This is a genomic window from Marinobacter sp. (assembly GCF_052094685.1).
In the GTDB taxonomy this organism is placed as follows: Bacteria; Pseudomonadota; Gammaproteobacteria; order Pseudomonadales; family Oleiphilaceae; genus Marinobacter.
The window spans coordinates 1-17,027 of the sequence record NZ_JBQDKB010000079.1 but is presented as its reverse complement, the minus strand read 5'-3'; the positions used below and the strand labels follow the sequence as shown (position 1 = coordinate 17,027).

The window sequence follows — 17,027 nt, the reverse complement described above, 5'->3', positions numbered from 1 at the left end:
TATTACATCAAGGCTTATAACCAGTATAGGAGTGAAGGTGGGTTCATGTGTAATTTTTTGTAACACTTCACTGTTGGTACCTTTGTGGAGCCGGTGAAGTATGTCTGGCACAATGCTGAACGCTGATTTTTTAACTCAAGCACTCTTTAATTCCAATACTCTTTAATTTCACTACTTCCGGGGACGTTCGGGTTTGAGTCACGAGCAAACGCATCTCATGCTTCCTGCGGATTCAGCCTGGCTGGCTCTGGAGAGCCCCCGGAACCCTATGACCATTACCGTCATGATGCGGGTCGATGGCCTGACGGCGCCTAGGTTGCGGGAATTTTTGCGAGTGTATTGGATAGCTTGGGAGCGCTTCCGGTATATGCCTGTTAAGCGAGTGCCCGGGTGGCGGTGGGAACTCGATACGGATTTTGATCCCAGGCACCATCTTGATGTGGTGCTTGATCGCTTCAACGAACCGGCTCTTCAGGAGTGGGTTTCTGAACGCCTGAACCAGCCGCTGCCTTTATATCGTCCTTTGTGGAAATTCTGGTTGGCACCGAACGCTGAAGGTGGCTCGGTGTTGTTGCTTCGACTACATCATTGCTATGCCGACGGTGTATCACTTACAGGCATTTTTGATCGCCTGTGCTGTGCCTCGCCGCAGCAGCACCCCGCAATATACGGCGCACCACACAACGCAGATCTATCTCCCTGGATATCTGCCGCCAAAGATCGGTTAGAGCGGTTGGTTGGTGGTGATGCAGCGCCCGATGTTGCCACGAACAAGCAAATCGATGAGCCGGAAAGCTCTTTGGAGCAGGCCCGTACGTTTTTGGATCAACTGGCCAGCAACGGTTTGAAACTGGTGGATGAAGTCAGTGATTTTCTGGCAGAGCCAGAAGACACGCCCTCCGATCTTAAGCGCCCGCTGCTGGGCAAGCGCCAATGTCGATGGTCTGTGCCCGTTCCACTCGATCGGTTTCGTTCAATTGCCAAGGCGACGAACGTAACGATCAATGATGTTCTGCTCAGTTGTGTAGCGGCAGCGGTTCGGCCCCGCCTGGGCATTTCTGGAGCAAGCTTAGAAGACGCCGTTATGCACGCAGCGGTTCCCGTTGATATTCGCGATCGCCTTCCGGATGAACTGAAACCAGAGCAGGACTCCCTCGGTAATTACTTTGGTACAGTGTTTGTTCCTTTGCCAGTGGATGGCGAGAGCGCGCTGGAGCGGCTTTACCGCATTAAGCAGGAGACTCGCCGGCTGAAAAAGAGCTGGCAGCCAGGGATTGCCTGGGGGATGTCTGCCTGTGCATCGCTCATTCCCGAAACTCTGCGCCAGCCACTTTTGGATGTGTTTTATCGCAAAGCCAGTGCTGTAGTGTCTAACGTTCCTGGTACCCCAGAGGCCAGATACATTGCTGGTTGTCGGATTACCGAACAGATGTTCTGGGTGCCCCAGGCCGGAGACATAGGGCTGGGAGTGAGCATTGTGAGCTACGCCGGACAGGTTCAGTTCGGTGTTGTGGCAGACGAAGCCGTGCTGGCAGATCCCGCAGAATTTTTGGAAGATTGCCTGCAGGAGTTGTCGGAGTTCCCCGGTGGTTCACCTATTGTTGTTTGAGGGCTACAGTGGATGGGTAAACGCGAAACATCGCGTTGTCATATACAACCACAACAAGGGGTGACGACCATGATTTACGCACAACCAGGAAAAGACGGCTCCGTTGTTTCTTTTAAGACCCGCTACGAGAATTACATCGGTGGTGAGTGGGTTGCACCGGTTAAGGGCCAATATTTCGAAAACATAACGCCGGTAACTGGCGATACTATCTGTGATATCCCGCGCTCCTCTGCCGAGGATATTGATTTGGCACTCGATGCTGCACGCAAGGCAGCGCCAGCCTGGGGCAAAACCCCTGCGGCGGAGCGCTCCAATATTCTGCTTAAGATTGCGGACCGTATTGAAGCCAACCTGGAAAAGTTGGCTGTCGCAGAAACCTGGGATAACGGCAAAGCGGTTCGTGAAACCCTGAATGCCGATATTCCACTGGCAGCAGACCACTTCCGCTACTTTGCCGGTTGCATTCGGGCCCAGGAAGGGCACATGGGTGAGATCGACCAAAATACCGTGGCTTATCATTTTCATGAGCCCCTTGGTGTGGTGGGGCAGATTATCCCGTGGAACTTCCCAATCTTGATGGCGGCGTGGAAACTGGCCCCCTGTTTGGCCGCCGGCAACTGCACCGTGCTCAAGCCCGCAGAGCAAACGCCTGCCAGTATTCTGGTGCTGATGGAAATTATTGGCGATCTGTTGCCGCCGGGCGTTCTCAACGTTGTTAACGGCTATGGTATTGAGGCCGGTGAAGCGTTGGCGACCAGCAAGCGTATCGATAAAATCGCCTTCACGGGTTCTACACCGGTTGGTTCGCACATCCTCAAGTGTGCGGCTGAAAACATCATTCCTTCCACGGTTGAGTTGGGTGGCAAGTCTCCCAACATCTATTTCTCTGATGTGATGCAGGGCGAGCCGGAGTTCGTGAATAAATGTGTGGAAGGCTTGGTTCTGGCGTTCTTCAACCAGGGCGAAGTGTGCACCTGCCCCTCTCGTGCACTGGTGCAGGAAGACATGTTTGAAGAGTTCATGCAGAAGGTGGTTGAGCGCACCAAAGCTATCAAACGCGGTAACCCGCTGGATACCGATGTACAGGTGGGTGCTCAAGCGAGTAAGGAACAATTCGATAAAATTATGTCTTACCTTGAAATCGGTAAGCAAGAAGGCGCCGTGGTTCTCACCGGGGGCAATAGGGAAGAAATGGATGCGGAATTCAATAACGGCTTCTACGTTCAGCCCACGTTGTTCAAGGGCGACAACAAGATGCGGGTGTTCCAGGAGGAAATCTTTGGCCCGGTTGTGGGCGTAACCACGTTTAAAACTGAAGAGGAAGCCTTGGCGATTGCCAACGATACTGAGTATGGGCTGGGCGCTGGCGTTTGGACCCGGGATACCAACCGTGCTTATCGTATGGGGCGCAGCATTCAGGCTGGCCGAGTATGGATGAATTGCTATCACGCTTATCCGGCACACGCAGCTTTTGGTGGTTACAAAAAGTCTGGCGTTGGCCGTGAAACCCACAAGATGGCGCTGGAGCATTATCAGCAGACCAAGTGCATGCTGACCAGCTACGACATCAACCCGCTGGGCTTTTTCTGACCCAGCTACGGTAGGCGGCCCCTGCTAAAGGGGCCTGTCAGTCGTATGTTTTGATGCACAGCCAGCCATCCTGACGCAGGAACAGACAGGAGGAGCCATGAACGAAAATGGAGCTAGGGGCGCAGACAGTCAAACCCGAGTAGAAACCGACAGCCTGGGCGATGTGCATGTGCCAGTGGCGGCCCTTTGGGGCGCCCAAACTCAGCGCGCTGTTGATAACTTTCCGGTTAGTGGCCAGCCCATGCCACCGGCTTTTATTGAAGCAGTAGCCCGTATCAAGCTGGCAGCGGCAGAGGCCAATGCCAGTCTAGGGCTTCTGGATAACCGCCTTTGCGACGCCATTACTGAGGCCTGCCAAGCGCTTATTCGAGGCGAGTATGCCGATCAGTTTCCGGTTGATCGTTATCAGACCGGTTCGGGCACCAGCACTAACATGAACGTGAATGAAGTGATTGCCGCCATTGCAGCCAAGAGCGGCGTTCAGGTGCACCCTAACGATCATGTGAATATGAGCCAGAGCTCGAACGATGTGATTCCCACGGCTATCCACGTGAGCTCGGTGATTGGCGTAAAAGAACGGCTTATTCCGGCGTTAACGCATTTGCGTGGCGTTATTTACGAGCGTGAAGCGTTGTTTTCTGAGCAGGTGAAAACCGGTCGTACTCATCTCATGGATGCCATGCCGGTTACCCTTGGCCAAGAGCTGCGTACGTGGCGGGAACAGATACTTGCGGCAGAAAAACGCCTTGATGCGGTTGCGGAAGAACTGCTCGCATTGCCCCAAGGCGGCACGGCGGTAGGCACGGGCGTGAATGCGCTGCCGGAGTTTTCCGGTCAGTTTGTGAAGTTCCTGAAGGCCAGTACCAGCTATTCATTCTGTTCTTTGGATCATAAGTTTGTAGGCCAGAGCGCGGTGGATGGCCCCGTGGCGCTTTCATCCCAGCTGCGTGGGCTGGGCATTGTGCTCACCAAAATTGCCAACGACCTACGCTGGATGAACAGCGGACCCATTCACGGGCTTGCGGAGATCAGCCTGCCAGCGCTGCAGCCGGGCAGCAGTATTATGCCGGGTAAAGTTAACCCGGTTATTCCCGAAGCAGTGGCTATGGTGGGGGCCCAGGTAATGGGGCTGGATAGCGCTAACGCCATTGCTGGGCAGTCCGGTAATTTTCAGCTTAATGTGATGCTGCCACTCGTTGGCGGCAACCTACTGGATATGATTGGCTTGCTTGGCAACGCCACCAGCATGCTGTCAGACAAGGCCATCCGGAACTTTACCGTGAACACCGAAGCATTGGATGCAGGTGTGCGTCGCAACCCTGTTCTGGTGACAGCGCTTAACCCTGAAATTGGCTACAGTCTGGCTTCGGATATTGCCAAGGAGGCTTATAAAACCGGACGACCTGTTATTGATGTGGCTGAAGAAATCAGCGGTCTCAGCCGGGCGCATTTGGAAGAACTGATGGATCCGCTCAAGCTTACCCAAGGCGGAATCGACTGAAATAAACGGGCAAGGAGTACCGGCGTTTGCTGATATCCCTTACGTTGTTTGTAATGCTGGTGCTGGCCAATGGTGCGCCAGTGGTTGTCGCAAAGGTATTCAGGCGCCGCTGGTCTGCGCCTGTGGATGCAGGGCTGCACGGGTTTGATGGCCGTCCGTTGCTGGGTAAAAGCAAAACTTGGCGAGGCGTTGTTTCCGGTGCATTGTGCTGCGGGTTGTTTTCCTTGGCTACTGAACACGGGTTTGTATTCGGGTTATTGTTTGGCTTGCTCGCGCTCGCCGGCGATCTGTTTAGCAGTTTTATCAAACGCCGGCTCGGACTGAAGTCTAGCGCGCGGATGCCTTGGTTGGATCAGGTGCCAGAGGCAGCTTTTCCTTTGCTGCTGGCCATGGGCTGGGGGTTGGTTAATGTTTGGGCTGCGCTGTTCATTGTGGTGTTTTTCACACTATCCAATATGTGGATATCGCCTTTACTCTACCGCTTGGGCATCCGGCGCCAGCCTCATTGAACCGGATCGCGAGTTAGGGTGTGAATCGTTACTTCCGGCGGGCAGTTCAGGCGCACGTTAACGACAGAAGTGCCAGCCCCGGGAGAGGTGTATCCCTGCATGCCACTCACTTGCCAGTACCCACGACCAAGATGGCGCGGGCAGTCTGCATCCAATGTTAGTGGGATTCCGCCGGGCAGGCAGATCTGGCCACCATGAGTGTGGCCGCACAAGAACATGTCATAGCCGGCGTGGGCGGCCTCCCGCCACAGCTCCGGTGTATGGCTGAGAAGCAGGCTGGTAGCGCCGGCAGGAATGTCGTCGCCTGCACGATGCAGATTGTGAGTTTTATAAAAGTGCGGGTCATCGACCCCTGCAAGATACACCCGTTCGCCACCCCGTTCTATTGGAGCCATCTCGTTCATCAGCAGGGAGTACCCCATGTCTTCCAGGGCGGGCACCATGCGCACACTGTCGTGATTACCAAGCACGGCGTAAGCTGGCCCTCGGATAGCTTGGCGCAGCCGTGCCATGCCTTCGAGAGCCGCTTCAATCGGTCCCCAGGTTTCTTTGCGGTAATCGCCCGTAAGCACGCACAAATCGTAATCCAGTGGGGATATCTGTTGTATGACGGCTTGTAGGTTGGCCTCATCCATATCCACATGCAGGTCTGTTAAATGCAGGATGCGAAAACCTTCGAAGTTCGCCGGCAGGCTTGGCAAATGGAAGTGGTTGTGAGCTGTATCCAGGCGTCGGCTATTGTTCTGACCGCGCCGGTGAAGTCCCACTAGGCTTAGGCAAAAACGGATGAATCCGGGTGCAGACGCTGGGTTCTTGAAACGATACGAGGGGCGATCCTGGCGGAAAGCCCTTGCCTCAGCTTCACGTTCAATGCCTAGGCGTTGGCGCGCGTGAACTGGCCCCAGCCGAAGGCTCAGGCGGTGCTCCATAAGCTCATCCTGATGTTCCGGTGTGCGGGCCGCTGAGGTCATTTGTGTTCCTTTGGTTTCAATCTGTGCCGGGGCATTATTTTAGCAGGCACATAGTCTCATTATGGTAGGCAACAGGCGGTATGCAACCTGCCGGTACATTGTTCATGTAGCTCGCAGGGAACTTTTTCGGTATTGGGTTTCTAACTATCCGTATCGGGAGCCCTCTTTCACATAGCGACTGAGGTTGGAAAACGGCGAGTTAACAGCCACAATCCTGTAGCCTTTAGACATTCATATTCGTAGCAGAGGTCATTATGACATCATCGTGCAGCATTCCTGGCCTGAACGTGGCCCGCAGCCGTTTTCCCGAGCCAGAGCAAGATCTGCCAGCCGAGGAGGGAGAGCGCAGAGTGGTTCTTGCCGGTGGGTGTTTCTGGTGCGTTGAGGCTGTGCTCATTGCAATGGACGGCGTAACGCGCGTGGAGTCTGGTTACGCTGGCGGTTTGCCAGAAACGGCGAATTACGACGCCGTGTGCACAGGCACAACCGGCCATGCGGAAGTTGTAAGTGTTCACTATGACCCGGCGCGGGTTAGCTTTGGGGCGTTGCTCAGGGTGTTCTTTTCGGTGGCTCACGATCCGACTCAGCTGAACCGCCAAGGTAATGATCGGGGTACGCAATATCGTTCCGCTGTTTTTTATGAAACCGCGGAACAGAAGCGGGTTGTGGAATCCTACATTCGCCAACTGGATGACGCACGGGTCTACTCTGATCCTGTCGTAACCTCGCTAGAACCGTTGGAGGCGTTTTATCCGGCTGAGGGACACCACCAGAATTTTGCCGCCCGTAATCCACACCAGCCATACATCATGGCGGTAGCAGCCCCAAAAGTGGAAAAACTAATTGATGGCTTCGGTGACCGGCTTAAACCGGAATATACTGGTGTCGATTCAAGTTCCGGCGACAACATAGCCTGAGGAGATAAGTGATGGGTAGCTCTACTGTAAGTTATGACTTAACGCCACTGACTGATGCGCAGATTGAAGAGAAAGCGTCTGGCCTGACAGCTGAAGAGCGTCAGGTGTTGTTGGATCACGGCACGGAGCATCCGTTCTGCGGCACGCTGCTGGACAACAAGCTGGCCGGCGTTTATCACTGCCGGCTTTGTGATTTGCCGCTGTTCAGCTCAAACGCAAAATTTGATTCCGGTACTGGCTGGCCCAGCTTTTTTCAGCCGTTCGAGAAGGAACACATCCGGTACATTGAAGATTCAAGCTTGGGGATGGCCCGTACAGAAGTACGCTGCGTTCGCTGCGAAAGTCACCTCGGTCATGTGTTTCCAGATGGGCCGCCGCCTACAGGCCAGCGCTATTGCCTGAACTCCATTGCCATGGATTTTCAGGAGAATAGCTAAGGCGTATAGGCATTGCCGTCAGCTTGTGGTGGCGGCCACAACCGTAGAGAGCAGATAGCCGGTGTAGGCGACGTAAACCAGCAGCAGAACGGAACCGTCAAACCGGCTGATCACTTTGCGCCAACCGGTCAGCCCAAATCCCATAACCAGCAGGCCAACGGTCAGCGCCAGCATCAGTGTCCAATCCCGGTATAGCACCTCCGAGGCTACCGACATAGGCTCGATAACCGCAGCCAGCCCCACAACGGCTAGAGTGTTGAAGAGGCCCGAGCCGAGAATGTTGCCCAGAATCAGATCGTGCTCGTTTTTACGGACAGCGGCCAAGGCAGCGGCCAGTTCTGGCAGCGACGTGCCAATTGCCACAATCGTCAGGCCAATGATCAGATCGCTAACCCCCAAGCTCTGGGCAATGGTAACCGCACCCCAGACCAGCAGGCGGGAGCTGACGACAAGCAGGATAAGGCCAATGACCAGCCACATGATGGCTGTCTTCATCGCCATCAGTTCACTGGTTAGCTGAGCATCTGTCTCGCTTGCCAGTGCGTCATCTTTGCCGCGCATGCCCTGAAAAATCGACCAGCCCATGACCACCGAAAATACGCCCAGTAGTACCCAGCCATCAAACCTTGAGAGCTCGCCGTCCAGTAATTGCGCGCCAGCGATGAGGGTAAGCACCACAAGCAGCGGCAGTTCTTTTCGAAGCACTTGGGAGTGTACGGCGATGGGCGCAATCAAAGCGGTAAGGCCCACAATGAGCGCAATGTTGGTAATGTTAGAGCCGTAGCCGTTACCCAGCGCAAGCCCGGGGTTGCCATCGGCCGCGGCCATGGCTGAAACGGCCAACTCTGGTGCCGAGGTGCCGAACCCAATAATCACCATGCCAATCAGCAGTGAGGGCATGCCCAAGTGTTTGGCGGTGGCCGCTGCGCCTTCCACAAACTTGTCGGCACTCCAAACCAGTAATATAAGGCCGGCGATAATTGCGCCAATAGCCATTCCCATAGATGAACCTCAGTCAGTTTGTGTCTGTAATAGAGCGCCCTTAAAAACCTCGGGTAATCAGAGGAGCAGCGCTTGAAAGGAGTGCAAGATACCGCATATGGCCTGCTGAGGTCAGCCCTTTTCATATGAAGTGCTATGATCACGGGCAGGTAGAGACATAAGACTAAAGTTGCGGTGATATTGCCGGCTAAAGAAGGGAGAATTTGCGACACCTTGTCGCCCCGTGTGTCCGGATTATTACTTATAACCTGATGCACGTCACTGTTCGTAAGCTAACGATGCAACCGCTAAACTAATACGCAGACCGCGCACAGATCCGCATTGATTAACAATCGCATTTTATTGTTTCTGCGAAAATCCGGATAATTGTGAGCACATATAGAACGGACGCACACGGCAACGCCTTTTACCTCGCGACTTGCCGGTATCCGACAGACCTCTCCGCTGATCGTGGAGGGGGCGAAAGGCTCAAAACTAGCTAGGGTGAAAAAACCAATGGCCGTTAAACAGGCAGACGTAGTGCTGGTCGGCGGTGGTGTCATGAGCGCCACTCTCGGCATGATGCTAACGCAGTTGGATCCGTCCATGAAGATTGTCATGTTGGAGCGTCTTGATCACGTTGCTCATGAAAGCACCGACGGATGGAACAACGCAGGTACCGGGCACGCAGGATACTGCGAACTGAATTACACACCTGAGACCGAAGATGGCGATGTCGCGATTGAGCGGGCGCTCCAGATTAATGCGCAATATGAGGTTTCCCTACAATTTTGGTCGTATCTGGTTGAGCAGGGTATGTTGCCAGAACCGTCAAAGTTCATTAACCGCACGCCGCATCAGAGTTTTGTTTGGGGTGACAAAGATGTCGCTTTCCTCAAGCGCCGTCATGAACGCATGAGTGCGCATCACCTATTCCGTGGAATGGAGTACACGGAGTCGCCGCGGGACCTAGAAGATTGGATGCCGCTGATTATTCAGGGCCGAGACCCTATGCAGCGTGTTGCTGCAACGCGTATCCGCCACGGCTCGGATGTGGATTTTGGTTCTCTAACCCGGAACATGGTCGAGTACCTGCAAAGCCAGCCCAATTTTGAGCTAATGCTGGGTAGCCCTGTGCATTACATAGACCAGCGTGACAACGGTCGATGGAAAGTCCGGGTTAAAAACCAGCACACCGGTGAACAGACCAAACTGGAAAGCGAATTTGTTTTCTTGGGTGCCGGCGGCGGGGCATTGCCGTTGCTACAGAAATCCGGGATTAGTGAAGCCCGTGGCTACGGTGGTTTCCCTGTTAGTGGTCAGTGGCTAGTGTGCCGCAAGCCAGATGTAGTAGGGCAGCACCACGCCAAGGTATACGGTAAGGCGCCCATTGGTGCGCCGCCCATGTCGGTGCCGCACCTTGATACCCGCATTATTAATGGCGAGCCGGCGTTGCTGTTTGGCCCGTTTGCGGGCTTTACTACTCGCTTCCTCAAGCAGGGCTCTATCTTTGATTTGTTCGGCTCGGTGCGCACAACCAACCTCAAGCCTATGTTGTCGGTGAGCAAGAGCAACATGGATCTCACCCGCTATCTGATCGGTGAGGTATTCCAGTCGCACAGTGACCGCGTGGATGCACTGCGCAACTTCTTCCCAGAAGCTGAGGAAGAGAACTGGGAGCTGCGCAATGCTGGCCAGCGTGTGCAGATAATCAAGCAAGCCGAAGGTGGCGGCGGAAAGCTAGAGTTTGGTACCGAGATTGTGGCGGCAAAAGACGGCACGTTGGCGGCCTTGCTTGGTGCGTCACCGGGTGCATCTACCGCAGCTAATGCGATGATCAGCGTGATCGAACGCTGCTTCCCGGAGAAAATCCAGACACCCGAGTGGCAGGAGCGCATGAAGGTGATGGTGCCTTCTTACGGTCAGTCACTGGTGGACGACGAGGCGCTGTTGACGCAAGTACGTGAAAGAACGCTCTCCACCTTGAAGTTGGGCTGATATTTCCAGTTGACCTAAACGAACCTTAGAAAACGTTCTACGCAACTCTGAAGCACTGTGAGCGCCGGCTTAAACATCGGTGCTCACAGTGCTTTTTGCATTTCATGTCCCTATGGTATTTGCGATTCTCACATATCGGCGTAGTGTTGAAAGGACACTCGGAAGCAAGGAGATAGCCTATGAGCGAGCATAAATTCAATCCTGATAAGGGATATATTGCGTTTCTTGGTTGGAGCCTAAACGCCATAGAAGCCGCTGATAAATTCGATCGCCGCTACGTGGTGGTTGCACCTGATTGGGCTGAGCCTTATTGCAAAGAGCACGATATTCCCTACGTGCCTTGGAATTTTGAGCGCTTGAATGACCGCTCTTTTGAAATTGCCCAAACCCTTAAAGAAATGGGTGTGGATGTTGCTATTCCGTTGTTTGAAGAAACGGTGGAGTGGGCCGGTGCGATTAACTCCGTTCTTATGGACAAGCCGCGATTGTTCGGCCAGGCCATGCTGCTACGTGACAAGGCCTTGATGAAACGCCGCGCACAGCTTGGCGGCATACGAGTGGGTATTTTTGAAGAGGCCCACGATAAAGGTGATGTCGTTCGCTTTCTGAAAAGGGTTAACCAGACTCTGCTTAAGCTCGATGGCGACCCCAACGACCCGATTCACCTGAAAGCCTTTGATAAGGCTGGCTGTCTTGGGCACAGAGTTATCCGTACCCCGGACGAAGTGGATTCCATCCCTGACGAAGAGTTTCCCGTGTTGATGGAGTCGCACCTGGACGGCTGGGAGTTTGCGGTGGAAGCCTGGGTTCATAATGGCAAGATCGCTTTCTTGAATATCTCCGAGTACGTCACCTTGGGTTATTCTGTTTTCGTGCCGGCGACGCCGGATCTCGAAAAGTACCGTGATCAGATTCGAGGCGAGATCGAAAAGCTTATCAAGACCTTTGATATTGAATTCGGCTTCCTTCACCCCGAATACTTCGTGACCAGCGACAGCACCATGTACTTTGGTGAAGTGGCTTATCGACCACCGGGGTTCAAGGTGTTTGAGTTGCTTGAGACTGCTTATGGCTTCAACGCGTATCAAGGCCTGATTCTCGCTTTCGATCCGAAAAGCACCCCTGAAGAAATCGCCGCCTTCTTCCCGAAAGAAGTGGTGGATGCGAAAGGCTATGCAGGTTGCTTTGGTGTGTATCCGCGGCGCCGGGTTGTCAGCAAGCTGGAGATTCCGGAGGAAACCGAGAATCACGAGTATTTTGAATCCCATGAGCTAACGCCGCCAGTGGAAGAAACCGTGACCAAGCGCACGGCATTTGGCACTCACTGGGGCCTCGTGTATTTCTTTGGTGAAGATCCATATGTGATGCGTGATCTCCTGAAGCATCAGGAAGATCTGGATTTCTATGTATAATCGGGTGATGCATTACATCAAACGGGTTTGATGCAGGCCCTGAGGAACATCGTTTGAACGATCACCAATCGGGCAACGCAGCACCGGCTGTGAATTTGGACAAACTGGCACAAAAGCTGGACGATTCAATTCTGGCCCTAGAAGAAAGCCGGGCTTTTGCGAAGGTCGGCAAGCTTCCGCGTGTGTTTGACCTTGTTCGCAGGATACTGATGCAGCCAGCGGGTTGCGCTGTTATTGAAGCGCGTGCCGAACGCTTGGAAATAGCTGGTGTTTTTGACGGCACAGACTGGGCTGAGCCTGCCATTCTGTTGCCGGCCTTAACCACCTATGCGCTGCAAAGCCAGAACGTAGATACAGTGGTTGTGGAGGCGCTTAGCGAGCTGCGTCTGCTGGCGGTTGCCCGCGGTGCTTACTTGCACCCCACGGTGTCTGCTGAGCAGGCTAACCATTACCTGACCCAAGTGCTTGCGATTAATCTTGGCTTGTTGTTTGGCATGACCGGCGAAGCCGAACGTGAACAAGGTAGATTGGCACTGATCAGCCAACACGTTGTGCAGTACGTAGCTCAACACATTGGTTACGAGCACGTGATCGACAGCCTGATTGAGGAAATCTGGCGAATTTTGCAGCAGCGGCCGATTCAAGTGGCCGATGTGCGCAAAATGATCACCCAGATTGCGATCTGCCGAGCTGAGCCGGGTGCAGATCTTGGTAGTGCCGGGCGCGGCGCTGACAGGCTTATCTCCAGCCTATATGGCCCAACGCGAGGGTGCAGCGAAGATCCGGGTACTGTGGTTTATCAGCAGCGCTTGGAAACCATGGACTCCCAAACCCTGCAGAACGAAGCCACCGGCTTTGCCCGTTCCATGCACGATACTGGCCTGGTATCTCCGTATCATGCCAGCTTCGTGCGTTACATCATGGAGGGTCAAGACAACCTGCTCAGCGAAGCCTTGGGGCTTTCCAGCACCGGCCGTGATTGCCTCCTGTGTTACCGTGAATTGGTACATGAGCTGATCAACGAGGGTGTGTTTCCCGAAACGGCCCAAGGTATTTACGGCCTTGCGCTTATGCTTGAGCGTGGCATTTTGTATCAGCCACCTTTGGCGCCCGCACTGTGGCGCCAGGCTCGGCTGAATCTGTGTCCAGAAGCCCGTGAACGCTTGCAGATTGCCAATGGCTACCAGCCGCAGCCGGGCGCATGGCTAATTCAGGGTGTGCTGAATATGTTGGGGCAACCACTGGGTGTTGGCCAAGGTAATAATCCTACCTGCCAGTCAGCCCGGGCGTTGTCCATGTGGGCTTACAATGATCCCGATTATCTATTGCAGATGGTGGCATGGGCAGCCAGGGATAACGAAATCATCATGCATTTTGAGGGGCAGCCGGTGTCGTCGGCTCATAGTCTTGGTGGTGTAGCCTCAGAAGTCACCTTTGATCTCGACCCGGTCTCGCTGGTTGTGGTGCCGCACCTCGACCGAATCTACGCCGAAATGGGTCGTATGTGTATCGGCCGCGAAGGCGATCCGCATAGGTGGGTGAACCCGGAGTTCCACGGCTGGTCTGCAGGCCGGGGTTTTGCCATCAACGTGGATGTGGCTTCGGGTAACTTGGACGACTTGGAAGGCTTTATTCGGCACTTCTATGCCAGCTACCATCCTTATTACAATGGTAATCAGCCTCTGATTCACCCTCAGCCTGCAGGCATTGCCGTAACCGACAGAGCCGCACGATTTATCGGCTGGCACGCCATCACCATGCTTCGGGCAGCCTTGGACCCTGAAGGCGAGATGCGCGTGTATTTTTACAACCCCAACAACGACAGTGGTCAGAGCTGGGGGGATGATGTTCACGTGAGTACGGAAGGCTGCGGTGAAAGGTTTGGTGAAGCCTCTCTGCCATTCGAGCAGTTTACATCTCGGCTGTATATCTTCCATTTTGACCCACTTGAGCGAGGCGAACCCGCAGAAGTGAGTGAAAAAGAGCTGCAGCGGGTGATGGAGCGGGTGTATCGGAGTTGGGGCGCAAATCGCTTACCTGCGACAGGGTTGCAGGCGGAGCCGCCTCTGGCCGATTAAACCTGCTGATAAGGTAATAAGATCTCGGCTTGGTACGCGAAAGCGTAGCAAGCCAGAGTTCACGTCGGCGAAGCGCCCCTGAGCATGGCATGCAGCAGTTCGTCTGCATCAAACTTGGTCAATGCTTCGTTGGCGCCCACCTGATTGGCGTAGCTCAGGCTCATTTCACTATTCAATGACGTGTGCAGAATAATGTAAGGCTGCTTAAGTACGGCGTTGTCCCGCACACCGAAAGCCAGCTCGTAGCCATCCAACCCGGGCATTTCAATATCGCTCACCAAAAGATCAACCGGCCGACCTAGCTCGTTGTCGTTTAACAGAATCCGTAGCGCATCGTCACCGTTGGTGGTGACTTGATAGGGGATATCCTTGGCGTCCAGCACATCACACAGTTGCTTTCGGGCAACTCGGGAGTCGTCCACCAGCAAAATATTGAGGGCTTTGAGGGTTTCGCTTTGAACGTCGGTGAGAACAACATTCTGCGAGTCCAACGAATTCGGGTAGACATTCGCCAGTAACAGCTCCACGTCCATTAGTTGAACGGTGTCGCCTTCCACATCTAGCAGGCCAGTTATAAAGGCTCTGTCTCCCAGCGCTTTGGGTGGTGCCTGTACCTTCTTCCAGTCTGTTTCGATTATTTGTTGCACGCCACGCACCACAAAGCCGATCTCCTGGCGTTGAACGTCGGTGATCATAATGGAGGCCGTTTTCAGTTCCTCCGACGTTAAAGCCGGATAGCCAACGGCCGCCGCCATATCGATCACCGGCACGGCTGCGCCGCGAAAGCTGATGGTGCCCGCAACAGCGCTGTGGCTGTGGGGCAGCTTAGTAAGAGGCCTGAAGGTTAGTATTTCTCGGATTTTTAGCGTGCCAATCCCGAACAGCCGGGTGCCCGACAAGCGGAACAGAAGAAGTTTCTGGGTTTGCTTAGCCTTGCTGGACATAACACCGGATCCCCAAAAATTGAGTCCCCGGAAGCCAGAAAATGCCAGGGACAAAGCCAAAAGATAGGGTTTAAAGATAGCAAGCTTACGTGCTGTTATCATCCGGTAAAATCAAAACGTTGATCCTTGCCATAAGTGCGGCATTAATACCGACGTCGAAGCCCGTCGCTAAATGTGGTGCGCGTAGAAAAAGGAAGGCACAGACGTGGGCGTTCACAGCACACAGTCTTGCCCGTTCCAAGATTTAAAGCACCCGGTCTCGGATATTGTGAGCCCATCAATCTGTTTGCGTAGCCCTGGAATGATTTCTTCGAGGGTTAGCTCCGCTGAGCCCCCGCCCATGTCCGTTGCCACCCAACCGGGGTGATAAATGCCCACCGCGATCCCATCACCTTTAAGGCTCACTGCGAGATTACGCCCCAGGTTTATGGTGGCCGCTTTGGATGCGCGGTAAATAAACCGGTTACCAGCCGGCGAATTCTGTGACCCCATCTGGCTAGCAATAATGGCAATTTTCGAGGCTCCACCTGCGTCTGTGTTGGCCTGCAAGTTAGGTAGCAATGCTTGAACCACTAGAAAAACGCCGGTCACGTTGACCGCGAAAGATTGTGCCCAATGTTCCGGAGAGTAGCCGCTGTCCATCTCATCGAACTTGTCCAGAGAAACCCCGGCATTGCAGACTAGGGTCGAAATTGGTCGTCCTTCGAGTCGTTTTGCGAGTTGTTTGATACTGGAGGGATCGGCAACGTCGAGCGTCTCCATGCCAGCGGAGTTTCGGGCCGTCTGAATAACTTTTTCTCCTGCACTTTGCCACTCCTTGGCCAGCGCTCTACCTATACCGCGATTGGCACCCGTGATCAGTATCGACATCCGAGAAGCTCCGTAGGCGAGAAGGTGGGATAGTACAACTTTTAGGCATTAAAAAAGCCGCCCGTGGGCGGCTTAGTATCTTCATTTGGTGGAGACGGCGGGGATCGAACCCGCGTCCGTCGGCACTCTGCCTCGAGATCTACATGCTTAGTATCCCTCTATTAATTTAATCTCAAACGACCCGAAGGTCAGGGTGTAAGAGACGAGTTCTTTAAATCTTAGCCGTTAGACAGTGAACTCTGGATAACGGAGCATCCCGTAAGCGATGACGTCCTGAGATGTAGCTCTGGGCTACGGGCGACCCAGTCAGGACGACTAGCAGCTTACGCTGCTAGTGAGTAGTTTTCGTCGTTTGCGACTATTAATATGCAGCTTTGGATTAACGAGATTGGCTGCCATCTCGACATGCACCCAAGGGTTTGCAACCAGCGTCGAAGCCATGTCGTCCCCTTGTATGAACAGTATATGCGGGCGCGGACTGCAAACTCAAGGGCTAGCCCGCTTTGTTTTCAGGGGCTGGCCTCAAGAGGCGTTGTTATCCCGCATAATGCGTTGCTTCTGGCGATCCCAGTCGCGTTCTTTTTCGGTTGCGCGCTTGTCGAACAGCTTTTTACCTTTTACCAAGGCAATTTCGCATTTAACTTTATTGCCTTTCCAGTACAGTGCCATAGGTACGCAGGTTTGGCCTGCCTGGCTCGTTTCCCCAATCAACTTGGCCAGTTGTTTTGCGTGCAGCAAAAGCTTGCGGGTGCGGGTGGGGTCGGCAACAACGTGGGTAGACGCTTCGGTAAGCGGCTGAAAATGCCCGCCCAGCAGGAAGGCTTCACCGTCTTTCAGTAATACATAGGCGTCGGTTATCTGGGCCTTACCAGCCCGCAGCGATTTTACTTCCCAGCCAAGCAAAACCATTCCCGCCTCAAAGCGTTCCTCTATATGGTATTCGTGTTTCGCCTTCTTGTTCAGGGCGATGGTACCGCTTGATGTACCGGGTTTTTTATTGCTCATGAATCAGTTATCCGAGTTCGGACGAATGAACGAGCCGACCAATTGCAGGTCGGCAAAACGGGCATTGTAGCTCAGGAGTGCCAGACTGGTCACGAAATGGCCTTCAAAGGCGTGTCTAGCTCGTGCGTGACGAAGTCCTTCGGCTACAATACGGGCCTCGACAATTTCCAGGGGCGAAGATGCCGGCGCCGTACCAGACACCTAT

14 protein-coding genes and 1 other RNA gene are annotated in these 17,027 nt (G+C 54.0%); 9 read left to right on the top strand and 6 right to left on the bottom strand.

Annotated elements, in window-relative coordinates; genetic code table 11:
* The first annotated feature begins 193 nt into the window (after positions 1-193).
* From ACTH3S_RS14285 to ACTH3S_RS14270, 4 genes are all read left to right on the top strand, one after another.
* A complete protein-coding gene (locus tag ACTH3S_RS14285; RefSeq protein ID WP_441809680.1) occupies positions 194-1,609 on the top strand; it encodes a WS/DGAT domain-containing protein in 1,416 nt (471 codons plus the stop codon).
* A gap of 69 nt (positions 1,610-1,678) precedes the next feature.
* Positions 1,679-3,199, top strand: a complete 1,521-nt coding sequence (gene exaC / locus ACTH3S_RS14280) for an acetaldehyde dehydrogenase ExaC (RefSeq protein ID WP_441809679.1) — start codon at positions 1,679-1,681, stop codon at positions 3,197-3,199.
* Between the two features lie 97 nt (positions 3,200-3,296).
* Entirely contained in the window at positions 3,297-4,700 is a 1,404-nt protein-coding gene (locus ACTH3S_RS14275; RefSeq protein WP_441809678.1) for a class II fumarate hydratase, read from the top strand.
* 26 nt (positions 4,701-4,726) lie between these two features.
* Positions 4,727-5,209, top strand: a complete 483-nt coding sequence (locus ACTH3S_RS14270) for a CDP-archaeol synthase (protein WP_441809677.1) — start codon at positions 4,727-4,729, stop codon at positions 5,207-5,209.
* Here the strand turns inward: ACTH3S_RS14270 and ACTH3S_RS14265 are convergent.
* Complete coding sequence (locus tag ACTH3S_RS14265; protein ID WP_441809676.1) at positions 5,203-6,180, bottom strand: metallophosphoesterase; 978 nt, start codon at positions 6,178-6,180, stop codon at positions 5,203-5,205. The two genes, ACTH3S_RS14270 and ACTH3S_RS14265, sit on opposite strands and share 7 nt — an antisense overlap.
* Before the next feature lie 254 nt (positions 6,181-6,434).
* On the opposite strand from ACTH3S_RS14265, the gene msrA reads away from it, so the two are divergent.
* A complete protein-coding gene (msrA, locus tag ACTH3S_RS14260) occupies positions 6,435-7,097 on the top strand; it encodes a peptide-methionine (S)-S-oxide reductase MsrA (RefSeq protein WP_441809675.1) in 663 nt (220 codons plus the stop codon).
* Between the two features lie 11 nt (positions 7,098-7,108).
* Positions 7,109-7,534 carry a peptide-methionine (R)-S-oxide reductase MsrB gene (gene msrB, locus ACTH3S_RS14255; protein ID WP_441809674.1) on the top strand — a complete coding sequence of 142 codons (426 nt, stop codon included), beginning with the start codon at positions 7,109-7,111 and terminating at the stop codon, positions 7,532-7,534.
* A gap of 18 nt (positions 7,535-7,552) precedes the next feature.
* On the opposite strand, the gene ACTH3S_RS14250 is transcribed toward msrB, so the two are convergent.
* Positions 7,553-8,536, bottom strand: a complete 984-nt coding sequence (locus ACTH3S_RS14250; RefSeq protein WP_441809673.1) for a calcium/sodium antiporter — start codon at positions 8,534-8,536, stop codon at positions 7,553-7,555.
* A 495-nt stretch (positions 8,537-9,031) separates the two neighbouring features.
* Between ACTH3S_RS14250 and mqo the strand changes: the two genes are divergently transcribed.
* The 3 genes from mqo (at position 9,032) to ACTH3S_RS14235 (ending at position 14,003) form a co-directional block, all read left to right on the top strand.
* The gene (gene mqo, locus ACTH3S_RS14245) at positions 9,032-10,513 is read left to right on the top strand and encodes a malate dehydrogenase (quinone) (RefSeq protein ID WP_441809672.1); all 1,482 of its coding nucleotides are present in this window, start codon (positions 9,032-9,034) and stop codon (positions 10,511-10,513) included.
* Positions 10,514-10,692: 179 nt separating this feature from the next.
* Positions 10,693-11,925: an ATP-grasp domain-containing protein gene (locus ACTH3S_RS14240; protein ID WP_441809671.1), complete on the top strand. Its 1,233-nt coding sequence runs from the start codon at positions 10,693-10,695 to the stop codon at positions 11,923-11,925.
* Positions 11,926-11,978: 53 nt separating this feature from the next.
* Positions 11,979-14,003, top strand: coding sequence for a hypothetical protein (locus ACTH3S_RS14235; RefSeq protein WP_441809670.1), 2,025 nt, complete (start codon positions 11,979-11,981; stop codon positions 14,001-14,003).
* Positions 14,004-14,062: 59 nt separating this feature from the next.
* On the opposite strand, the gene ACTH3S_RS14230 is transcribed toward ACTH3S_RS14235, so the two are convergent.
* The 4 genes from ACTH3S_RS14230 to smpB form a co-directional block, all read right to left on the bottom strand.
* Positions 14,063-14,947: a chemotaxis protein gene (locus ACTH3S_RS14230; RefSeq protein WP_441809669.1), complete on the bottom strand. Its 885-nt coding sequence runs from the start codon at positions 14,945-14,947 to the stop codon at positions 14,063-14,065.
* A 213-nt stretch (positions 14,948-15,160) separates the two neighbouring features.
* A complete protein-coding gene (locus ACTH3S_RS14225; protein WP_441809668.1) occupies positions 15,161-15,817 on the bottom strand; it encodes an SDR family NAD(P)-dependent oxidoreductase in 657 nt (218 codons plus the stop codon).
* 86 nt (positions 15,818-15,903) lie between these two features.
* Positions 15,904-16,267: a transfer-messenger RNA gene (gene ssrA, locus ACTH3S_RS14220) on the bottom strand.
* A 72-nt stretch (positions 16,268-16,339) separates the two neighbouring features.
* Entirely contained in the window at positions 16,340-16,822 is a 483-nt protein-coding gene (smpB, locus tag ACTH3S_RS14215; protein WP_441809667.1) for an SsrA-binding protein SmpB, read from the bottom strand.
* Positions 16,823-17,027: the final 205 nt, after the last annotated feature.

What these genes read in the sequence shown, in the direction of transcription:
- ACTH3S_RS14225 (WP_441809668.1), bottom strand. Translation starts at nt 15,817, where the DNA reads ATGTCGATACTGATCACGGGTGCCAATCGCGGTATAGGTAGAGCGCTG.
- ACTH3S_RS14265 (WP_441809676.1), bottom strand. Translation starts at nt 6,180, where the DNA reads ATGACCTCAGCGGCCCGCACACCGGAACATCAGGATGAGCTTATGGAG.
- ACTH3S_RS14250 (WP_441809673.1), bottom strand. Translation starts at nt 8,536, where the DNA reads ATGGGAATGGCTATTGGCGCAATTATCGCCGGCCTTATATTACTGGTT.
- exaC (WP_441809679.1), top strand. Translation starts at nt 1,679, where the DNA reads ATGATTTACGCACAACCAGGAAAAGACGGCTCCGTTGTTTCTTTTAAG.
- mqo (WP_441809672.1), top strand. Translation starts at nt 9,032, where the DNA reads ATGGCCGTTAAACAGGCAGACGTAGTGCTGGTCGGCGGTGGTGTCATG.
- ACTH3S_RS14275 (WP_441809678.1), top strand. Translation starts at nt 3,297, where the DNA reads ATGAACGAAAATGGAGCTAGGGGCGCAGACAGTCAAACCCGAGTAGAA.
- ACTH3S_RS14240 (WP_441809671.1), top strand. Translation starts at nt 10,693, where the DNA reads ATGAGCGAGCATAAATTCAATCCTGATAAGGGATATATTGCGTTTCTT.
- smpB (WP_441809667.1), bottom strand. Translation starts at nt 16,822, where the DNA reads ATGAGCAATAAAAAACCCGGTACATCAAGCGGTACCATCGCCCTGAAC.
- msrA (WP_441809675.1), top strand. Translation starts at nt 6,435, where the DNA reads ATGACATCATCGTGCAGCATTCCTGGCCTGAACGTGGCCCGCAGCCGT.
- ACTH3S_RS14230 (WP_441809669.1), bottom strand. Translation starts at nt 14,947, where the DNA reads ATGTCCAGCAAGGCTAAGCAAACCCAGAAACTTCTTCTGTTCCGCTTG.
- msrB (WP_441809674.1), top strand. Translation starts at nt 7,109, where the DNA reads ATGGGTAGCTCTACTGTAAGTTATGACTTAACGCCACTGACTGATGCG.